General features: G+C 72.3%; 17 protein-coding genes and 1 tRNA gene. 10 read left to right on the forward strand and 8 right to left on the reverse strand.

All coding sequences use genetic code 11. The features are described from left to right. Positions 1–9: 9 nt before the first annotated feature. Complete coding sequence (locus ACFZBD_RS27980; protein ID WP_391144674.1) at positions 10–1,665, forward strand: FAD-binding dehydrogenase; 1,656 nt, start codon at positions 10–12, stop codon at positions 1,663–1,665. A 30-nt stretch (positions 1,666–1,695) separates the two neighbouring features. Here the strand turns inward: ACFZBD_RS27980 and ACFZBD_RS27985 are convergent, their stop codons facing one another. From ACFZBD_RS27985 to ACFZBD_RS27995, 3 genes are all read right to left on the reverse strand, one after another. Next, complete coding sequence (locus tag ACFZBD_RS27985) at positions 1,696–2,127, reverse strand: ASCH domain-containing protein (protein WP_391144677.1); 432 nt, start codon at positions 2,125–2,127, stop codon at positions 1,696–1,698. Positions 2,128–2,192: 65 nt separating this feature from the next. Then, complete coding sequence (locus ACFZBD_RS27990) at positions 2,193–3,590, reverse strand: gluconate:H+ symporter (protein WP_391144679.1); 1,398 nt, start codon at positions 3,588–3,590, stop codon at positions 2,193–2,195. 156 nt (positions 3,591–3,746) lie between these two features. Next, on the reverse strand, positions 3,747–4,256 hold the full coding sequence (locus ACFZBD_RS27995; protein WP_391145327.1) for a gluconokinase, GntK/IdnK-type: 510 nt from the start codon (positions 4,254–4,256) through the stop codon (positions 3,747–3,749). 152 nt (positions 4,257–4,408) lie between these two features. On the opposite strand from ACFZBD_RS27995, the gene ACFZBD_RS28000 reads away from it, so the two are divergent. The 4 genes from ACFZBD_RS28000 (at position 4,409) to ACFZBD_RS28015 (ending at position 8,626) form a co-directional block, all read left to right on the forward strand. Next, entirely contained in the window at positions 4,409–5,110 is a 702-nt protein-coding gene (locus ACFZBD_RS28000; protein ID WP_391144682.1) for an FCD domain-containing protein, read from the forward strand. 202 nt (positions 5,111–5,312) lie between these two features. Further along, positions 5,313–6,791, forward strand: coding sequence for an amino acid permease (locus ACFZBD_RS28005; RefSeq protein WP_391144685.1), 1,479 nt, complete (start codon positions 5,313–5,315; stop codon positions 6,789–6,791). Between the two features lie 117 nt (positions 6,792–6,908). Then, positions 6,909–7,997, forward strand: a complete 1,089-nt coding sequence (locus ACFZBD_RS28010) for an S-(hydroxymethyl)mycothiol dehydrogenase (protein ID WP_391144687.1) — start codon at positions 6,909–6,911, stop codon at positions 7,995–7,997. Next, positions 7,997–8,626: an MBL fold metallo-hydrolase gene (locus ACFZBD_RS28015; RefSeq protein WP_391144689.1), complete on the forward strand. Its 630-nt coding sequence runs from the start codon at positions 7,997–7,999 to the stop codon at positions 8,624–8,626. The genes ACFZBD_RS28010 and ACFZBD_RS28015 overlap by 1 nt, the downstream gene beginning before the upstream one ends. On the opposite strand, the gene ACFZBD_RS28020 is transcribed toward ACFZBD_RS28015, so the two are convergent. Both ACFZBD_RS28020 and ACFZBD_RS28025 read right to left on the reverse strand, forming a co-directional pair. After that, positions 8,610–9,545, reverse strand: coding sequence for a pseudouridine synthase (locus ACFZBD_RS28020; protein WP_391144692.1), 936 nt, complete (start codon positions 9,543–9,545; stop codon positions 8,610–8,612). The genes ACFZBD_RS28015 and ACFZBD_RS28020 overlap by 17 nt on opposite strands. Before the next feature lie 51 nt (positions 9,546–9,596). After that, positions 9,597–9,684, reverse strand: a tRNA-Leu gene (locus ACFZBD_RS28025). Between the two features lie 230 nt (positions 9,685–9,914). Here ACFZBD_RS28025 and ACFZBD_RS28030 point away from each other — a divergent pair. The 3 genes from ACFZBD_RS28030 (at position 9,915) to ACFZBD_RS28040 (ending at position 12,598) form a co-directional block, all read left to right on the forward strand. Beyond that, positions 9,915–11,240 (forward strand): M20/M25/M40 family metallo-hydrolase, encoded by a 1,326-nt coding sequence (locus tag ACFZBD_RS28030; protein ID WP_391144694.1) that lies wholly within the window; start codon positions 9,915–9,917, stop codon positions 11,238–11,240. Between the two features lie 153 nt (positions 11,241–11,393). Beyond that, a complete protein-coding gene (gene chpH / locus ACFZBD_RS28035) occupies positions 11,394–11,627 on the forward strand; it encodes a chaplin ChpH (protein WP_030315925.1) in 234 nt (77 codons plus the stop codon). A 155-nt stretch (positions 11,628–11,782) separates the two neighbouring features. Further along, on the forward strand, positions 11,783–12,598 hold the full coding sequence (locus ACFZBD_RS28040) for a chaplin family protein (RefSeq protein WP_391144698.1): 816 nt from the start codon (positions 11,783–11,785) through the stop codon (positions 12,596–12,598). 80 nt (positions 12,599–12,678) lie between these two features. On the opposite strand, the gene ACFZBD_RS28045 is transcribed toward ACFZBD_RS28040, so the two are convergent. After that, a complete protein-coding gene (locus ACFZBD_RS28045) occupies positions 12,679–12,867 on the reverse strand; it encodes a DUF5703 family protein (RefSeq protein WP_005319466.1) in 189 nt (62 codons plus the stop codon). A gap of 47 nt (positions 12,868–12,914) precedes the next feature. On the opposite strand from ACFZBD_RS28045, the gene ACFZBD_RS28050 reads away from it, so the two are divergent. Beyond that, positions 12,915–13,562, forward strand: a complete 648-nt coding sequence (locus ACFZBD_RS28050) for a hypothetical protein (RefSeq protein WP_391144701.1) — start codon at positions 12,915–12,917, stop codon at positions 13,560–13,562. An 88-nt stretch (positions 13,563–13,650) separates the two neighbouring features. On the opposite strand, the gene ACFZBD_RS28055 is transcribed toward ACFZBD_RS28050, so the two are convergent. Then, positions 13,651–15,918 (reverse strand): helix-hairpin-helix domain-containing protein, encoded by a 2,268-nt coding sequence (locus ACFZBD_RS28055; RefSeq protein ID WP_391144704.1) that lies wholly within the window; start codon positions 15,916–15,918, stop codon positions 13,651–13,653. Then, positions 15,915–16,901 carry an aldo/keto reductase gene (locus ACFZBD_RS28060; RefSeq protein ID WP_391144706.1) on the reverse strand — a complete coding sequence of 329 codons (987 nt, stop codon included), beginning with the start codon at positions 16,899–16,901 and terminating at the stop codon, positions 15,915–15,917. The genes ACFZBD_RS28055 and ACFZBD_RS28060 overlap by 4 nt, the downstream gene beginning before the upstream one ends. A gap of 129 nt (positions 16,902–17,030) precedes the next feature. Between ACFZBD_RS28060 and ACFZBD_RS28065 the strand changes: the two genes are divergently transcribed. Next, the gene (locus ACFZBD_RS28065; protein WP_391144707.1) at positions 17,031–18,080 is read left to right on the forward strand and encodes an LLM class F420-dependent oxidoreductase; all 1,050 of its coding nucleotides are present in this window, start codon (positions 17,031–17,033) and stop codon (positions 18,078–18,080) included. Positions 18,081–18,290: the final 210 nt, after the last annotated feature.

An 18,290-nucleotide genomic window follows, 5' to 3' on the forward strand; every position in this document is an offset into this window, starting at 1 on the left:
ATTCGGACCATGTCGTACGACGCTGATGTGATCGTGATCGGAGCCGGGCTCGCCGGACTCGTGGCCACCGCGGAACTGGTCGACGCGGGACGGAGCGTGATCCTGCTCGACCAGGAACCCGAGCAGTCCCTCGGCGGACAGGCCCACTGGTCCTTCGGCGGGCTCTTCCTCGTCGACTCGCCCGAGCAGCGCCGGATGCGGATCAAGGACAGCCGCGACCTCGCCCACCAGGACTGGCTCGGCACCGCCGGCTTCGACCGCGAGGAGGACCGCTGGCCGCGGAAGTGGGCGGAGGCGTACGTCGACTTCGCCGCCGGCGAGAAGCGGTCCTGGCTGCACGCGCGCGGGGTGCGCTTCTTCCCCGTCGTCGGCTGGGCCGAGCGCGGCGGGTACGGCGCCACCGGCCACGGCAACTCCGTCCCCCGCTTCCACATCACCTGGGGCACCGGCCCGGGCCTCGTCGCCCCGTTCGAGCGCCGGGTCCGGGAGGGCGCCGCCGCCGGCCGGGTCCGGTTCCGCTTCCGCCACCGGGTGACGGGCCTCGGTCGCACGGCCGGGGCCGTGGACACCGTCCACGGCGAGACCCTCGCCCCCTCGTCCGCCGCCCGCGGCGCCGCGAGCAGCCGCGAGGTGACCGGCGCCTTCTCCTACCGCGCACAGGCCGTGATCGTCACCTCGGGCGGCATCGGCGGCAACCACGACCTGGTCCGGGCCCAGTGGCCCGAGCGGCTCGGCACCCCGCCCGCCAAGCTGCTCTCCGGGGTCCCCGCCCACGTCGACGGGCTGATGCTCGGCATCGCGGAGAAGGCCGGGGCCCACCACATCAACCGCGACCGGATGTGGCACTACACCGAGGGCATCGAGAACTGGAACCCGATCTGGGCCCGCCACGGCATCCGCATCCTGCCCGGGCCCTCCTCGCTCTGGCTGGACGCGCGCGGCCGCCGGCTGCCCGTCCCGCTCTTCCCCGGCTTCGACACCCTCGGCACCCTCGAACACATCACCCGCACCGGCCACGACCACACCTGGTTCATCCTCGACCAGCGGATCATCGGCAAGGAGTTCGCGCTCTCCGGCTCCGAGCAGAACCCCGACCTGACCGGCAAGTCGGTCCGCGACGTGATCGGCCGCGCGCGGGCGGACGTCCCGGGCCCGGTGAAGGCGTTCATGGACAACGGCGTCGACTTCGTCGTGGAGAACGATCTGGCCGCGCTCGTCCGGGGCATGAACGCGCTCACCGACGAGCCGCTCATCGACGAGGCCGAACTGCGCCGCGAGGTCACCGCCCGCGATCGGGAGATCGCCAACCCGTTCACCAAGGACCTCCAGGTCACGGCGATCCGAGGGGCCCGGAAGTACCTGGGCGACAAGCTGATCCGTACCGCCGCCCCGCACCGCATCCTGGACCCCAAGGCCGGTCCGCTCATCGCCGTACGGCTCAACATCCTGACCCGCAAGTCGCTCGGCGGACTGGAGACCGACCTCTCCTCGCGGGTCCTGACAGAGGGCGGCGAGCCGCTCGCCGGCCTGTACGCGGCGGGCGAGGCGGCCGGCTTCGGCGGCGGAGGCGTGCACGGCTACCGCTCCCTGGAGGGCACCTTCCTCGGCGGCTGCATCTTCTCGGGCCGCGCGGCAGGCCGGGCGGCGGCGCAGGCGGTGTCGTAACGGAGGGCGGTGGGCGGAGGTCCGCGAGCCTCAGGCGGGCGGCAGCAGTTCCACGACCCGGAACCGCTCCGCCACCACCGGCGTCGCGTCGTCCACCGTGAAGGTGGGATCGCCGAGCGCCTCCCGCATCTCCTCGGAGTGCCAGAACCGCTCGTGGTCCGCGCGCCACGCGGCCACCGACGTGTGCCCTTCGCCCTCGTCGCGCGCGTGCCGCAGGTCGACCTCGCCGAGGGGCAGCGTCCGGACCCCGACCACCTCCACCACCGCGACCTCGCGCCCGTCCGAGTCGATCAGGGCCGAGCGCTCGCCGACCTCGGGGAGGTCCTCGCCCTCCGCCTCCCATTCGGCGAGCAGCCCGGTGGTGGAGACCTTCTCGCCGGAGAGGACCGCGGCGACGAGCCGGTCGCGCAGCGGTCCGGGGAAGGCGAGCAGGAACGGCTTGAGCGCGTGAGGGCCGGTCATGGCCGACAGTCTGTCAGCCACGACCGGCCCTCGCCGCCCGTTCCCGCCGCTCCGTCCGGCGCCCGCTACAACACCAGGGACAGCAGCAGGACGAAGACGATGCCGACCACCGAGATGATGGTCTCCATCACCGACCAGGTCTTGATCGTCTGGCCGACGGTCATGCCGAAGTACTCCTTCACCAGCCAGAACCCGGCGTCGTTCACATGGCTGAAGAAGAGCGAGCCGGCGCCGATCGCCAGCACCAGCAGGGCCGTCTCGCTCGTCCCCATGCCCTCGGCGAGCGGGGCCACGAGACCGGCGGCGGAGATCGTCGCCACCGTCGCCGAGCCGGTCGCCAGCCGTATCGCCACGGCGATGAGCCAGGCGAGCAGCAGCGCGGGGATCGACCAGTTCTCGGAGAAGTCCAGGATCATCTGGCCCACGCCGACGTCGATCAGGGTCTGCTTGAAGCCGCCGCCGGCGCCGACGATCATCAGCACGCCCGCGATCGGGGCGAGGGACTTCTCGACGGTCGTGGAGAGCCGCTGCTTGGTGAAGCCGGCCGCCCGGCCCAGCGTGAACAGGCCGACGAGCACGGCGGCGAGCAGCGCGATCAACGGCGAGCCGATGACGTCGGTGACCTTCTGCACCGGGTGGGCGGGGTCGTCCACGACGATGTCGACCAGCGCCTTGACCAGCATCAGGACGACGGGCAGCAGCACGGTCGAGACGGTGGCGACGAAGCCGGGACGCTTCTCCAGCTCCTCGGAAGGACGGCTGGGGATCATGTTCTCGGGGGCCGGGATGTCCACCCAGCGGGCGGCGTACCGCGAGAAGACCGGACCGGCGATGATCACGGTCGGTACGGCGACCAGCACGCCCAGGGCGAGTGTGACGCCGAGGTCGGCGCCGAGCGCGTCGATGGCGACCAGCGGACCGGGGTGCGGCGGAATCAGTCCGTGCATCACCGAGAGGCCGGCGAGGGCGGGGATGCCGATCCGCATCAGCGAGTAGTTGCCGCGCTTGGCGACCAGGAGGACCACCGGGATCAGCAGCACGATGCCGACCTCGAAGAAGAGCGGCAGCCCGATGACGGAGGCGATCAGCACCATCGCCCACGGCATGGCCCGGCCGCTCGCCCGGGCGAGGATCGTGTCGACGATCTGGTCGGCGCCGCCGGAGTCGGCGAGCAGTTTGCCGAGGATCGCGCCGAGCGCGATGAGCACGCCCACACCGGCCACGGTCTTGCCGAGGCCGGAGGTGAAGGATTCGATGGTCGCCGCGAGCGGGGCGCCGGCGAACGCGCCCAGGGCCAGGGACCCGATGGTCAGCGCCAGGAAGGCGTGCAGCTTGAACTTGGTGATGAGCAGGACGATGACGGCGATGCCCGCGAGCACGGCGATGCCGAGCTGGGCGTTGCCGGCCGAGGTGATCGGCTCGACGGCGTCCGCTGCCAGCGTCTCGACGCTGAGACTGGTCACGGTGGTTCCTTAGGGACGGTCGTAGGGGAGGAGCGGGCGCTGGGGGAGCGCCCGTGGCGCGGAGACGGTTCCGGCGGCGCGGATACGGCTCAGAGGACCGGTGATCGGGCCAGGCGGCGCGGATGCACGTCCCGCGCCGCCGCGACGGCTCCGGCGTCAGCCGCCGAGCCGGCGCAGCGCGGCGACGGCCCGGGCGGCGATCTCCTCGGGGGAGCCGGAGACGTCCACGGCGACCCCCGCCTCGTCGTCCGCCAGGGGCTGCAGGGTGGCGAACTGCGAGTCGAGCAGCGCGGTCGGCATGAAGTGGCCCTTCCGCTCGGCCATCCGCCGCTCGATCAGCTCGCGCGCACCGGTGAGGTGGAGGAAGACCGCGCCCGGGGCGGCCGCCCGCAGCCGGTCCCGGTAGATCCGCTTCAGCGCGGAGCTGCTCACCACCCCGCCGAGCCCGGCCCTGCCGTGCGCCCATCGCCCGATCGCGTCGAGCCACGGGCCGCGGTCCTCGTCGTCCAGCGGGACGCCGGCGGACATCTTGGCGACGTTCGCCGGCGGATGGAAGTCGTCGCCCTCGGCGTAGGGGACGCCGAGGGCGTCGGCGACCAGCGGACCGATGGTGGTCTTGCCGGTGCCCGCGACGCCCATCACGACGACGACCAGGGGCGCCGTCAGAGGGGTGGTGCTCATGGGTGGTGCCTCGCTGTCTTCCTCGACATCGATTCCGTCGCGCTCATGAAACCCATTGAGTACGACGTATTCAAGAGCCTGTGACATAAAAGTCATACTTCTAGTTCGGTGATCGCGTCGCCGCATAGGCTGACCCCATGACGACACCGGCCCCGGGGCTCCACTCGCACGTCCTGGCCACCCTGGGCCTCGCGATCACCGCGGGGGAGTACCCGCCCGGCAGCGTGCTGCGCACCGACGAGCTGGCCCAGCGCTTCGACGTCTCCCGGACGGTCGTCCGCGAGGTCGTGCGCGTCCTGGAATCCATGCACCTGGTCGAGTCCCGCCGCCGCGTCGGGGTGACCGTCCTGCCCACCCCGCAGTGGAACGTCTACGACCCCCAGGTCATCCGCTGGCGCCTGGCCGGCGCCGACCGGCCCCGTCAGCTGCGCTCGCTCACCGTCCTGCGCTCCGCCGTGGAACCGGTCGCAGCCGGCCTCGCCGCCCTCCACGCCACCCCCGCGCAGTGCCGCGAGCTGACCGAGCAGGCGCTCGGCATGGTCGCCACCTCGCGCGGTCGCCGGCTGGAGGAGTACCTCGTCCACGACATCGCCTTCCACCGCGTGGTCCTCGACGCCTCCGGCAACGAGATGTTCGCCCGGCTCGGCGACGTGGTCGCCGAGGTGCTCACCGGCCGCACCCACCACCAGGTGATGTTCGAGGACCCCGACCCGGCCGCCGTCACCCTCCACGTCCAGGTCGCCGAGGCCGTTCGGGAGCGGGACGCGGCCCGCGCCGAGGAGCTGACCCGGCAGATCGCGGTCGGCGCCCTCAAGGAGCTGGACGTCCTCGCGCCGTAAACGCGCGTCAACCGCCCGATCTCGCCCCGTACACCCCGGCGCAAGCTCAGAAGTAGCTCAAATAAGGGCGTTCAGTGACATTGGCCACTGTCAGAACCCCCGTCTTGCCGTGACGATGTGCGCTGGCCGCGTCGAGGACGACCTCCCGCGCGCGTGGCCGGGTACCGCACAGACCCTCCCCCTCACGAAGGCGAACAAGTCCATGAGTGACCGCATCTCCCCTGCGGCCGACACGCTGTCCGCCACCCCACCGGCGGGCCTGCCCCCCGCGCCCGGGGCGTCCCCCCACGTCGACGCCGGTGACGCCGGGTACCGCAAGGACCTGAAGTCCCGGCACATCAACATGATCGCCATCGGCGGCGCCATCGGCACCGGCCTGTTCCTCGGCGCCGGCGGCCGCATGGCCAACGCCGGACCGTCCCTCTTCATCGCCTACGCGGTCTGCGGCGTCTTCGCCTTCTTCGTGGTGCGCGCCCTCGGCGAGCTGGTGCTCTACCGCCCCTCCTCCGGAGCCTTCGTCTCCTACGCCCGTGAGTTCATGGGCGAGAAGGGCGCCTACACCGCCGGCTGGCTCTACTTCCTGAACTGGTCGACCACCGCCATCGCCGACATCACCGCGGCCGCGACCTACGCCCACTTCTGGGCCATGTTCAGCGACGTCCCGCAGTGGATCCTCGCCCTGATCGCCCTCGCGGTCGTCCTCGCCGCCAACCTCATCTCGGTGAAGTACTTCGGCGAGATGGAGTTCTGGTTCGCGATCGTCAAGGTCGGCGCCCTCGTCGCCTTCATGCTCATCGGCATCTTCCTGATCGCGACCTCGCACGAGGTCGGCGGCCACACCCCGGGCCTGTCCACCATCACGGACAACGGCGGCATCTTCCCCAGCGGTGTCATGCCGATGCTGCTGCTGATCCAGGGCGTCGTCTTCGCCTACGCCTCCGTCGAGCTGTGCGGCGTCGCCGCCGGCGAGACCGAGAACCCCGAGAAGATCATGCCCAAGGCGATCAACTCGATCATGTGGCGCGTCGGCCTCTTCTACGTCGGCTCCGTCGTCCTCCTCGCCCTGCTCCTGCCGTACACCGCGTACTCCGGCGACCAGAGCCCCTTCGTCACCGTCTTCGACAAGCTGGGCATCCCCGGCGCCGCCGGCGTGATGAACCTCGTCGTCCTCACCGCCGCGCTCTCCAGCCTGAACTCCGGTCTCTACTCGACCGGCCGGATCCTGCGCTCCATGTCGCTGGCGGGCTCCGCGCCCCGGTTCACCGGCGTCATGAACAAGGGCGGCGTCCCCTACGGCGGCATCCTGCTGACCGCCGCCTTCGGTGTCCTCGGCGTCGGCCTGAACTACGTCATGCCCGGCGAGGCCTTCGAGCTGGTGCTGAACTTCGCCTCCGTCGGCATCATCGGCACCTGGGCCATGATCATGGTCTGCTCGCTGCTGTTCGTGAACCGCTCCAAGGAAGGCCGGGTCACCCGCCCCTCCTACCGCCTGCCCTGGGCCCCGTACACCCAGATCGTCACGCTGGTGTTCCTCGGCTCCGTCCTCGTCCTGATGTGGATGGACGGCGGCATCAGCCGCACCACCGTGAACTGCCTCCCGCTGATCGGCCTCCTGCTCGTCGGCGGTTGGTTCCTCGTCCGCAAGCGGGTCCGCGCCACCGAGGCCTCCCTCAAGGGCTGACCTCGGCACGGACACCTGACAAACAGTGAGACCCCCGCGGGCACGATCTGCGGGGGTCTCACCGTTCGTCAGGAGATAGTGGTAGCCAAGAGGCTTACCGAGGAAGGGAAGTGCACGATGGCGCAGCAGGTCCAGGGGGTCGTCGCCCCCGGCCGGAACGAGCCCGTACGGGTGGAGACGATCGTCGTTCCCGATCCGGGTCCGGGTGAGGCCGTGGTGAAGGTCCAGGCCTGCGGGGTCTGTCACACCGACCTGCATTACAAGCAGGGTGGCATCAGCGAGGACTTTCCCTTCCTTCTCGGTCATGAGGCCGCGGGTGTCGTCGAGTCGGTCGGCGCGGGTGTCTCCGAGGTGGTTCCGGGCGATTTCGTGATCCTGAACTGGCGTGCGGTGTGCGGGGTGTGCCGGGCTTGTCTGCGGGGGCGTCCGCAGTACTGCTTCGACACGCACAACGCCCGGCAGAAGATGACGCTGCTCGCCGGTGGGGCCGAGCTCTCCCCGGCCCTGGGTATCGGTGCCTTCGCCGAGAAGACCCTCGTCGCCGCGGGCCAGTGCACCAAGGTCGACCCTTCCGTGGCTCCGGCGGTGGCCGGCCTGTTGGGCTGTGGTGTCATGGCCGGTATCGGCGCGGCGATCAACACCGGGAACGTCGGCCGCGGCGACAGTGTCGCGGTCATCGGCTGTGGTGGTGTGGGGGATGCGGCGATCGTCGGCTCCCGCCTCGCCGGTGCGGCGCGGATCATCGCCGTCGACATCGACGACCGGAAGCTGCAGACGGCCCGTTCCATGGGCGCCACCCACACGGTCAACTCCCGTTCCACCGATCCGGTCGAGGCGGTGCGCGAACTGACCGGGGGTTTCGGCGCCGATGTCGTCATCGAGGCCGTCGGCCACCCGGAGACGTACAGGCAGGCGTTCTATGCCCGCGATCTGGCCGGCACCGTCGTCCTGGTGGGTGTGCCCACCCCTGAGATGCGTCTGGACCTCCCGCTCCTGGATGTTTTCGGCCGCGGCGGTGCGCTGAAGTCCTCCTGGTACGGCGACTGCCTGCCCTCCCGGGACTTCCCGATGCTGATCGACCTGCACCAGCAGGGCCGCATCGACCTCGGCGCGTTCGTCACCGAGACCATCGGCCTGGGCGATGTGGAGAAGGCGTTCGCCCGCATGCACGAGGGCGATGTCCTGCGCTCGGTGGTGGTGTTCTGATGGCCACCCGCATCGACCACCTGGTCACCTCCGGCACCTTCTCCCTCGACGGCGGCACCTGGGACGTCGACAACAACGTCTGGATCGTCGGCGACGACACCGAGGCCATCGTCATCGACGCCGCCCACGACGCCACCGCCATCCTCGCCGCCCTCGACGGCCGTACCCTCCGCGCCATCGTCTGCACCCACGCGCACAACGACCACATCGACGCCGCCCCGGCCCTCGCCGCCGCCACCGGCGCCCGCATCCTGCTCCACCCCGACGACCAGCCCCTGTGGAAGCAGACCCACCCCGACCACACCCCCGACGGCGAACTCGCCGACGGCCAGACCCTCACCATCGCGGGCACCGACCTCAAGGTCCTGCACACCCCGGGCCACGCCCCCGGAGCGGTCTGTCTGTACGCCCCCGACCTGGCCACCGTCTTCACCGGCGACACCCTCTTCCAGGGCGGACCCGGCGCCACCGGCCGGTCCTTCTCCCACTTCCCCACCCTCGTCGACTCGATCCGCGACCGCCTCCTCGCCCTCCCGCCGGAGACGGTCGTCCGCACCGGACACGGCGACACCACCACCATCGGCGCCGAAGCCCCGCACCTCCAGGAGTGGGTCAGCCGGGGCCACTGAGCCCGGCGAGGCTCAGCCGGCTCTCGAACCGCAGCTCCACGCCCGAGACCGGGTCGGTGAACTCCAGCGTCCGCGCCAGCAGTTGCAGCGGCCGCGTGAAGTCCTCCGGCCCGTCCGCGCGCACCACGGGATAGACCGGATCGTGCAGGATCGGCAGCCCCAGGGCGTTCATGTGCACCCGCAGCTGATGGGTGCGCCCGGTGGCCGGCAGCAGCCGGTAGCGCCCGAGCGCCCCCCGCCGCTCCACCAGCTCGATCCGGCTCTCGCTGTTCGGCTCGCCCGGCACCTCCCGGGCGGCCATCACCCCGCGCTCCTTCTCGATCCGGCTCCGCACGGTGACCGGAAGCGCGACCGCCGGATCGTACGGCGCCACCGCCTCGTACTCCTTGCGCACCAGCCGGTCCCGGAACAGCGTCTGGTACGCGCCCCGGTCCGCGGGTCGCACGACGAAGAGGACCAGCCCCGCCGTCAGCCGGTCCAGCCGGTGCGCCGGCTGGAGCTCCGCCAGCGCCAGCTCCCGGCGCAGCCGCGCCAGCGCCGTCTCGGTCACGTGCCGGCCGCGGGGCATCGTCGCCAGGAAGTGCGGCTTGTCGGCGACCACGATCCGCTCGTCGCGGTACACCACTCCGATCCCGAACGGCACCGGCTCCTCCGCGGGGAAGTCGCGGTGGAACCAGATGCTCAGTCCGGCGGCGTACGGCTCCCGGCCGGTCACGGGCCCGTCCAGCCGCACGAAGCGGCCGTCCCGCAGCATCTCGTCCACCCGCCCGGCACCGATGGCGCCGCCGAAGCGGTCCCGCAGATGATCACCGACGGTCGCCCAGCGGCCCTCCGTGTCCTCGGGCAGCCGCACCCGCGCGGGATCGATCCCCCCCCGCTGCGGCAACGGCGCCCCGATGGCCCTCGCTCTGCGTCTCACGGTCCCACCGCCGTAACGAAGAAAGACCCCACGAGACGTGGGGTCTTCCGCTGGTGTCCGAGGGGGGACTTGAACCCCCACGCCCGATAAAGGGCACTAGCACCTCAAGCTAGCGCGTCTGCCATTCCGCCACCCGGACAAGGTGTCTGTCTTTCCGGCCGCTGGGCCGTTCCGACGTGGAAAACCATAGCAAACATTCGGAGTGGCAGATCACCACCCTTCCCCGGCCCCGGCCGGTGCGGAACGCGTACGGCACATGTGACGGGCACATGTCCGCCGGGGGCTGCCCTTGGGTGCCCGGGCCCGGGCGCGGGAGGATGGGGGGAGACCACCAGCAACCATGTGGGGCACGTAGTGGGAGGAAGCAGCGTGAGCGAGTCGAACACGGCCCGGAGCGTCACCGGCGAGGACGAGGTCGTCGACCTCTGTCGCGACCTCATCCGCATCGACACCAGCAACTACGGCGACCACTCCGGCCCGGGCGAACGGGCGGCGGCGGAGTACATCGCGGAGAAGCTGGCCGAGGTCGGCCTGGATCCGAAGATCATCGAATCGCACCAGGGGCGGGCCTCCACCGTCGCCCGGATCGAGGGCGAGGACCCGTCCCGGCCGGCCCTCCTCATCCACGGCCATACCGACGTGGTGCCGGCCAACGCGGACGACTGGACGCACCACCCCTTCTCCGGCGAGGTCGCCGACGGCTGCGTCTGGGGCCGGGGCGCGGTCGACATGAAGGACATGGACGCGATGACCCTCGCGGTCGTCCGGGACCGGCTGCGCAGCGGCCGCAAGCCGCCCCGGGACATCGTCCTCGCCTTCCTCGCCGACGAGGAGGCCGGCGGCACCTACGGCGCCCGCCACCTGGTCGACCACCACCGGGACCTCTTCGACGGGGTGACCGAGGCCATCGGCGAGGTCGGCGGCTTCTCCTTCACCGTCAACGAGAACCTGCGGCTCTATCTGGTCGAGACGGCCCAGAAGGGCATGCACTGGATGCGGCTGACCGTCGAGGGCACGGCCGGCCACGGCTCGATGACCAACAACGACAACGCCATCACCGAGCTGTGCGAGGCCGTGGGCCGCCTGGGCCGCCATCAGTGGCCGGTACGGATGACCAAGACCGTGCGCTCCTTCCTGGACGAGCTCTCCGACGCGCTCGGTACCCCGCTCGACCCCGAGGACATGGAGGCCACGCTCGCCAAGCTGGGCGGCATCGCCAAGATGATCGGCGCCACCCTGCGCAACTCCGCCGCCCCGACCATGCTCGGCGCCGGCTACAAGGTCAACGTCATCCCGGGCCAGGCCACCGCGCACGTCGACGGGCGGTTCCTGCCGGGGTACGAGGACGAGTTCCTGGCCGACCTCGACCGGATCCTCGGCCCGCGGGTCCGGCGCGAGGACGTGCACGGCGACAAGGCGCTGGAGACCAGCTTCGACGGCGACCTCGTGGACGCCATGCAGCTGGCGCTCAAGGCGGAGGACCCGATCGCCCGGGCCGTGCCGTACATGCTCTCCGGCGGCACCGACGCCAAGTCCTTCGACGACCTCGGCATCCGCTGCTTCGGCTTTGCCCCCCTCAAGCTGCCGCCGGAGCTGGACTTCGCCGGCATGTTCCACGGCGTCGACGAGCGCGTCCCGGTGGACGGTCTGAAGTTCGGCGTCCGGGTCCTCGACCGGTTCATCGACGCCTCCTGAGGGGCGTGAGTGGCGAACCCTGCGCTATTCGGTCGTGCGTGCTAATTGACCGGAAAGGGTGAATGCGCTCATAGGCTCGTAGCCCCAATGGGTCCTCCTCGTTACAGGTGGTGCGGTCCGCGGTTGGGATCGCATTGCCAACAAGGAGGAATAATGATCAAGAAGGTCGTCGCTGCTGCGGCTGCCACGGGCGGTCTCGTTCTCGCGGGTGCGGGCATGGCCGTTGCCGACTCGGGTGCCCAGGGTGCCGCCATCGGTTCCCCCGGCGTGCTCTCGGGCAACGTCGTCCAGGTGCCGGTTCACGTCCCGGTGAACGTGTGCGGCAACACGGTCTCCGTGATCGGGCTGCTGAACCCCGCCTTCGGCAACACCTGCGTCAACGCCTGACGTTGAGCCTCGACCCCCAGAGGGTCTGAGCCCCAGGCCGGCCCCGGAGTGCGTGCCATGCACTCCGGGGCCGGTGGGCATTTCCGGCCCCGGGCGCCGAGCCCGGGGCCTTTTCTGAAGCCGAGCAGGCAGAGCCAAAAGGCAGGGAAGAACCTATGCGACAGGTCACGCGCAAGGGCCTGATCACCGTTGCGGCCGCGGGCGGGGTCATGGCCCTCGGCGGCGGTTACGCACACGCCGATTCCGGTGCGAGCGGTACGGCGGCGAATTCCCCGGGCATCGCGTCCGGCAATTCCGTCCAGGTGCCGGTGCACGCCCCGGTGAACATCTGCGGGAACACCGTCAGTGTGGTCGGGCTGATCAATCCGACGTTCGGCAATTCATGCGCCAACGTCTCCAAGCCGGCGGGCCCGTCCGGCCGGCACCGCGGCGCCTCGGCCGAGGGGGGCACCGCCAACTCCCCGGGGATCGCCTCCGGCAACCACGTGCAGGCCCCGGTCCACGTCCCGGTGAACGTCTGCGGGAACAGCATCACGGGCATCGGCGCGATCAATCCGCCCTTCGGCAACGAGTGCGGCAACGGCATCGAGCCGACGCCCCCGGGGGAGCCGGGCAACCCCGGTAACCCGGGCAACCCCGGAAACCCGGGGAACCCCGGAAACCCGGGGAACCCCGGTAACCCGGGCAACCCTGGAAACCCGGGCAACCCGGGTAACCCCGGGACCCCTGGCAACCCGGGCACTCCGGGAACGCCCGGCAACCCCGGCGACGACGGTGGGTCCGGCTGGCCCGGCGGCCCCGGCACCCCGCAGGGGCCGAACACCCCCGGTACGCAGACCATCACGCAGCCGGCGGCCACCGAGGAGCTCGCCGAGACCGGTTCCGGTCCGCTCGGACTGATCGTCCCGGCCGGCGCGGCCCTGCTGCTCGCCGGCTCCGTGATCTACCGCCGCGCCCGCCAGTCGGCTTAGGCGCGCCCCCGTGCCACCGGCTCACGCCGGGTGGCCGGGCGCACACGAGGGGCCCCGCCCGGGCGGGGCCCCTCGTCGTATCACCAGGTGGCGCGGACCTGACGGATGATGCGCCGTCGCAGCCGCACTCTGCGGCTGCCGTCCCGGTGCAGGCTCAGACGGTCCAACTCCCAGTGCCCGTACTCGGCATGGTCGGTCAACAGCCGCGTCGCCTCCTTGCGGGAGACCCCTCGCGGCACGTACACGTCGACAAATTCGTATTCCGGCATCGCATCTATTGTGCGGGCACGGGCCCGGTACGGATAGCGTCTGTCCCATGTCTGATGCTGCGCAGCCCACCGCTGCCGAGGTACGTGCCGCCGCCGAGGCGGTCAAAGCCGCACTGGACCGTCACCTCGCGGCGGTCGAACGCCGCACGGGGGACGACGACCCGGCCGTCTACGAAGCCTTCAACGCCCTCGCCGCGGCCGCCGAGTCCTACGACGAGCGGCTCTACGACCGGTACGACGAGGTCACCCCCTTCGAGATCCCAGGCGCCGACGACTCCCTGCCGCCGTACGCCGGACCCGAGGAGCCGCACGCCCTCAGCGTGCTGATCCGGCGCGACTACGCCGTGGTCGAGCCGCAGCGGCTGATCGCCCAGGCACAGCGCATCGCCGACCTGGAGAGCGAGGAGGAAGGCGCGGCCATGCCCTCCGTGGTCGCCGCGGGCACCCACGCGGCGCTGGGGTTGCTCTTCGGCGAGTTCGAGCCGGACGAAATCGCCTCCCGGCACAAGGAGTTCGGCCTCGAAGAGGGGGACTCCACCCTCTGGGTCTCGGCCGCCGAGGAGCTCCCGGAACCGGGGGACTGGCTGAGCGCCCCCTTCGAGCACGCCGATCCCGAGCGGATCGTCTGCCGCTTCGACGTCAGCGCGGTCTTCGACGACGAACCGGACGACGACCTCAGGCCGCAGAGGGCCTGACCGACCCCTCGCGAGGGCGGAGCACCCGGCACCGGGCGCTCCACCCTCGCGTCGTTCCCGCACCCCCCCACGGGCCGGCCGGCGGGCGCTACTCCTCGGTGTCGGCCAGCAGCGCTTCGAGAAGCGGACGCAGCCGGGTCGTGCGGTCCGCGGGCACGCCCTCGGCGACCGCCCTCGGCAGCGCCTGGTCCACGCCGTGGACGACCGACAGATGCCGTTCGCCGCGGCCGAAGGCGGTGTACACCCAGGCCCGGCTCAGCCCCTGCGCCGCGTCGCCGGGCAGGACCACCACCGCGGCCGGCCAGCGCGCCCCGGCCGCCTGGTGCGCCGTCAGCGCCCAGCCGTGCCGCAGCGCCGACTCCACCCGCTCCTTCGGTACGACCAGCTCCTCGCCGCTCTCGGACGTCAGGCGCAGCCCCTCCGCGTCCGCCGAGACGACCGTCCCCGCCACCGTCCGCCCCGGAGCCGGGACATAGGCCACGCGGTCGCCCGGGTCGAAGCCCCCGAAGCGGCCGGGGCCCGGGTTGAGCCGCTGCTTCAGTGCGGCGTTCAGCGCCCGGGTCCCCGCCGAGCCGCCGTGGCCGACCGTGATCACCTGGGTGTCCTCGGGCGGCACCCCGATCGCCCGGGGGACGGAGTCGGCGACCAGCTGCACCGTGCGGTGGACGGCCTCGCCCGCGTCCCGGACCGGGACGATCACGACCTCCTTGCCCGGAGCCTCCACCTGGTTCAGCTCGCCGATGCCGATGCCCGAGACCAGCTCGCCGAGCGGGCCCGGGTCGGGCACCCGGGAGGCCACCTGCGGGCACGCGCGGGACGCCAGCACATCGGCGAAGACCCGGCCGGCGCCCGCGGAGCCGAGGACCCCGGGGTCGCCGCTGAGCACCAGACGGCAGCCGTCCGGCAGGGACTCCACGAGCGCCGCGCCGCCCTCGACGTCGAGCTGCGGGGCGTCCAGGACGACGAGCAGGTCCAGGGCGAGCGCGCCCTCCGCGTCGCGGCCGGGGCCCGCCTCCCCCGAGAGGAGCGCGGCGAGGGTGAGCGCGTCGCCGCCGACGCGCCGCCGGCCGTTCTCGCTGTGCGTGGCCACCGCGACCCGCAGCCCCCGCTCCCGGGCCGCCCCGGCGAGCGCGACGGCCTCGGCGCGGGCCGCCTCGCCGCCGGTGTGGAGCACCAGGCCGTGCGCTCCGGCGGCGCGGACCAGGTCAGGACCTTCCCAGACCTCGGCGAAGACGGTTTTGACGAGCCGGGCCAGGCCGTCGGCCAGGCTCTCCTCGGCGAGGGCGTACCGGTCGAGCCCCAGCAGCACGGGCACCGGCGTGCCCGGCGCCTCCTCCGGCGCGGCCGGTTCCTCCTCGTCCGGCGCCTCCTCCCCGGCGGGCGCCTCCTCCTCCTGGAAGACGAGGACAGCCCCCTCGAAGATCGCCTCCTGGACCGCCCCGTCCGGGTCGGGCAGGGACAGCTTCCCGAGTTCGGCCTTCACGTCCGTCGCCTCCAGGGCCGTGTGCCCCCGCTCCGCGGCCCGTTCGAGCAGCCAGACGACGAGCGCGACGGCCCGCCGGGAGTCGCCCGGCCCGCACTCGGCGCCCAGCAGGGCCCGTGCGAAGCCGTCGGCGTGCTCGGGGCGCACCCCGGGCACGGAGAGCAGCCGCCAGGGGTCGTCGAGCAGCGCCTGCGGGGCGCCCTCGCCGAGCAGGGCGGACACCTGCCCGGCCAGGGCGTCCGGCGCCCCGCCGCGGACCAGGACCTCCCGCACGGCCGCCACGGTCTCGGGGGCGGCCGCCGTCTCCCGTGGCGCCGGCCGCAGGGGCGCCGGAGCCGGCGCGGGCGTGGCGGGCGCGGCCGGGGCAGGGCGCCGGGGCGCGGTCTCCGGCTCCTCGAAGAAGGCGGTGCCCGAGGTCGTACCGGACTCGACGGCCCGTACGGCGGCGAGGAGGTCGGCGGCCTTGCCACTGAGCTTGGCGCCCGCGGCGATCGGCGCCTCCTTCTCCGCCTTGCGCTGCTCGATCCGGGCCCGCAGCTCCCGCTGCGCGGCCAGCTCGGCCTGCGCCTCGGAGACCTCGGCCGCCGTGGCCCCGTCCCCGGCGGCACCTTCGGCGGTCCTGGCATCGTCGGCGGCCGTCCCGGCGTCGGCGGTCTCCGCGTCGGTGCTCTCCGCGTCGGCGGTCCCGGCGTCGGCCGCCGCCCCCTCGCCCGTGGCCGTGTCGCCCGTCCCCGCTTCGGGGTCCGCGTCCGCGTGGGTCTCCGCGCCGGCCGCCACGGGGTCCGGGGCGGACGTGCTCGCGAGGGCGTCGTCGTTCTCGCCCGGCACGGGCTCGGCGGCCTCGGGAGGGGTCTCCCGGGAAGGCTCGGTCACAGGGTGCTCCAGTCCTGGTCCGGATAGCGGTGCACGGGCGCCGACACGTCGTCGAGAGCCCGGCAGATCTCGTCAGGAAGACTAAGGGTCTCCACTGACAGGGCGGCCGTGAGCTGCCGCGCGTTGCGCGCGCCGACGATCGGGGCGGTCACCCCTGGCCGGTCCCGCACCCACGCGAGGGCGACCTGCAAGGGCGTCACCGCGAGTCCGTCCGCGGCCGTCGTGACCGCGTCCACGATCCGGCTCGCCGCGTCGTCGAGGTACGGCTCCACGAAGGGCGCCATGGTCTCCGAGCCGCCCCGGGAGTCCGTCGGCGTCCCGTGCCGGTACTTGCCCGTCAGGACACCGCGCCCCAGCGGCGAGGACGGCAGCAGCCCTATCCCCAGGTCGAGCGCGGCCGGGAGCACCTCCCGTTCGACGCCCCGCTGCAGCAGGGAGTACTCCATCTGGGTCGCCGCGAGCCGGGTCCTGCCCGCGCCGGAGGCGCCGAGCTGCCAGGTCCCCGCCTTGGCCAGCTGCCAGCCGCAGAAGTTCGACACCCCCACATAGCGGGCCCGGCCGCTGCTCACGGCGATGTCGAGCGCCTGGAGCGACTCCTCCAGCGGGGTGTGGGGGTCGAAGGCGTGCAGCTGCCACAGGTCGACGTGGTCCGTGCCGAGCCGTTCCAGGGAGGAGTCGAGAGCCGCCAGGAGATGGCCGCGCGAGCCGTCCATCCGCCGGTCGGGGTCCGGCACGCTGCCGGCCTTGGTGGAGATGACCAGATCCCGCCGCGGCACCAGCCGCTCTATGAGCTGCCCGAGCAGATACTCCGCCTCGCCGCCGCCGTACACGTCGGCCGTGTCGACCAGGGTGCCGCCCGCGTCCCAGAACGCCTTCAGCTGGTCGGCGGCGTCGTGCTCGTCGGTGTCCCGGCCCCACGTGAGGGTGCCGAGCCCGATCCTGGACACGCGCAGGCCGGTACGTCCGAGATGCCTCTGCTCCATGGGCGCGAGATTACTGGCCAGGGCCCCACGCGGAGAGAGCCTGTGGACAACCTCCTCCTGACGGATCCCGTGCCCGCGCGCTAGAGTCCGCCCCAAGGGACGTTACTGATCAGTAAAGAGGGAGCGGTCATGAGGCTCGGCATCAACCTCGGCTACTGGGGCGCCGGTATGGACGGCGACAATCTCGCCGTGGCCCAGGAGGCGGACCGCCTCGGGTACGACGTCTGCTGGGCCGCCGAGGCGTACGGCTCCGACGCCCCCACCGTGCTCGCCTGGGTGGCGGCCAAGACCGAGCGGATCGACGTCGGCTCCGCCATCATGCAGATCCCGGCGCGCCAGCCCGCCATGACGGCGATGACCGCCGCCACCCTCGACTCGCTCTCCGGCGGCCGTTTCCGCCTCGGTCTCGGCGTGTCGGGGCCGCAGGTCTCGGAGGGCTGGTACGGCGTCAAGTTCGACAAGCCGCTGGCCCGCACCCGCGAGTACGTCGAGATCGTCCGTAAGGCGATGACCCGTGAACGGCTCAGCTACGAGGGCGAGCACTGGACGCTGCCGCTGCCTGACGGCCCGGGCAAGCCGATCAAGCTCACCGTCCACCCGCAGCGCGAGCACATCCCGCTCTACATCGCCGCGATCGGCCCGAAGAACCTGGAGCAGACCGGCGAGATCGCCGACGGCGCGCTGCTGATCTTCCCGTCCGCCGAGCATCTGGAGGACACCGCGCTGCGCCATCTGCGCGCGGGCCGCGAGAAGGCCGGTCTGACCATGGACGGCTTCGACGTCCACCCCACGCTGCCGCTGGCCCTGGGCGACGACATCGACGCCCTGGCGGACCTCTTCCGTCCGTACACGGCGCTGTACGTGGGCGGCATGGGCAGCAGGAAGCAGAACTTCTACAACCAGCTCGCCCAGCGCATGGGGTACGAGAAGCAGGCCGCGGAGATCCAGGACAAGTACCTGGCGGGCGACAAGACGGGCGCCGCGGCGGCCGTGCCGCGCCAACTGATCGACCAGACCACGCTGCTCGGCTCCGTCGAGCGCATCGCCGACCGGATGAAGGCCTACGCCGCCGCCGGCGTCACCACGCTGACCCTGGCCCCGGCCGGCTTCACCCTCGACGAGCGGGTGGCGGCGCTGCGGGCGGGCACCGAGGCCCTCGAACGGGCGGGCCTGGCCTGACCCCGACCCGGGAGCCGGACCCGTAAGGGCCCGGGCCCGGGAGGCCCGCGGGGCGGGAAGTCTGCGGCCGTGGTGGGGGCTCGGGGGGTCTTCCCCGCCACGGCCGTCACGGAGCACAACGCTCCACCGCGCGGCCGGTTACGGATCGCGGGCTCCGTCTTTCGGCCGAGTCCCGCGGCCCCTCGTGTTGCCCGCGCCGCCGGAGCGCAT

Source organism: Streptomyces sp. NPDC008121 (assembly GCF_042957155.1).
GTDB lineage: Bacteria > Actinomycetota > Actinomycetes > Streptomycetales > Streptomycetaceae > Streptomyces.

Coding starts and splice junctions, on each gene's coding strand:
- ACFZBD_RS27980 (WP_391144674.1), top strand. CDS start 10: ATGTCGTACGACGCTGATGTGATCGTGATCGGAGCCGGGCTCGCCGGA.
- ACFZBD_RS27985 (WP_391144677.1), bottom strand. CDS start 2,127: ATGACCGGCCCTCACGCGCTCAAGCCGTTCCTGCTCGCCTTCCCCGGA.
- ACFZBD_RS28000 (WP_391144682.1), top strand. CDS start 4,409: ATGACGACACCGGCCCCGGGGCTCCACTCGCACGTCCTGGCCACCCTG.
- ACFZBD_RS28005 (WP_391144685.1), top strand. CDS start 5,313: ATGAGTGACCGCATCTCCCCTGCGGCCGACACGCTGTCCGCCACCCCA.
- ACFZBD_RS28010 (WP_391144687.1), top strand. CDS start 6,909: ATGGCGCAGCAGGTCCAGGGGGTCGTCGCCCCCGGCCGGAACGAGCCC.
- ACFZBD_RS28015 (WP_391144689.1), top strand. CDS start 7,997: ATGGCCACCCGCATCGACCACCTGGTCACCTCCGGCACCTTCTCCCTC.
- chpH (WP_030315925.1), top strand. CDS start 11,394: ATGATCAAGAAGGTCGTCGCTGCTGCGGCTGCCACGGGCGGTCTCGTT.
- ACFZBD_RS28040 (WP_391144698.1), top strand. CDS start 11,783: ATGCGACAGGTCACGCGCAAGGGCCTGATCACCGTTGCGGCCGCGGGC.
- ACFZBD_RS28045 (WP_005319466.1), bottom strand. CDS start 12,867: ATGCCGGAATACGAATTTGTCGACGTGTACGTGCCGCGAGGGGTCTCC.
- ACFZBD_RS28050 (WP_391144701.1), top strand. CDS start 12,915: ATGTCTGATGCTGCGCAGCCCACCGCTGCCGAGGTACGTGCCGCCGCC.
- ACFZBD_RS28060 (WP_391144706.1), bottom strand. CDS start 16,901: ATGGAGCAGAGGCATCTCGGACGTACCGGCCTGCGCGTGTCCAGGATC.
- ACFZBD_RS28065 (WP_391144707.1), top strand. CDS start 17,031: ATGAGGCTCGGCATCAACCTCGGCTACTGGGGCGCCGGTATGGACGGC.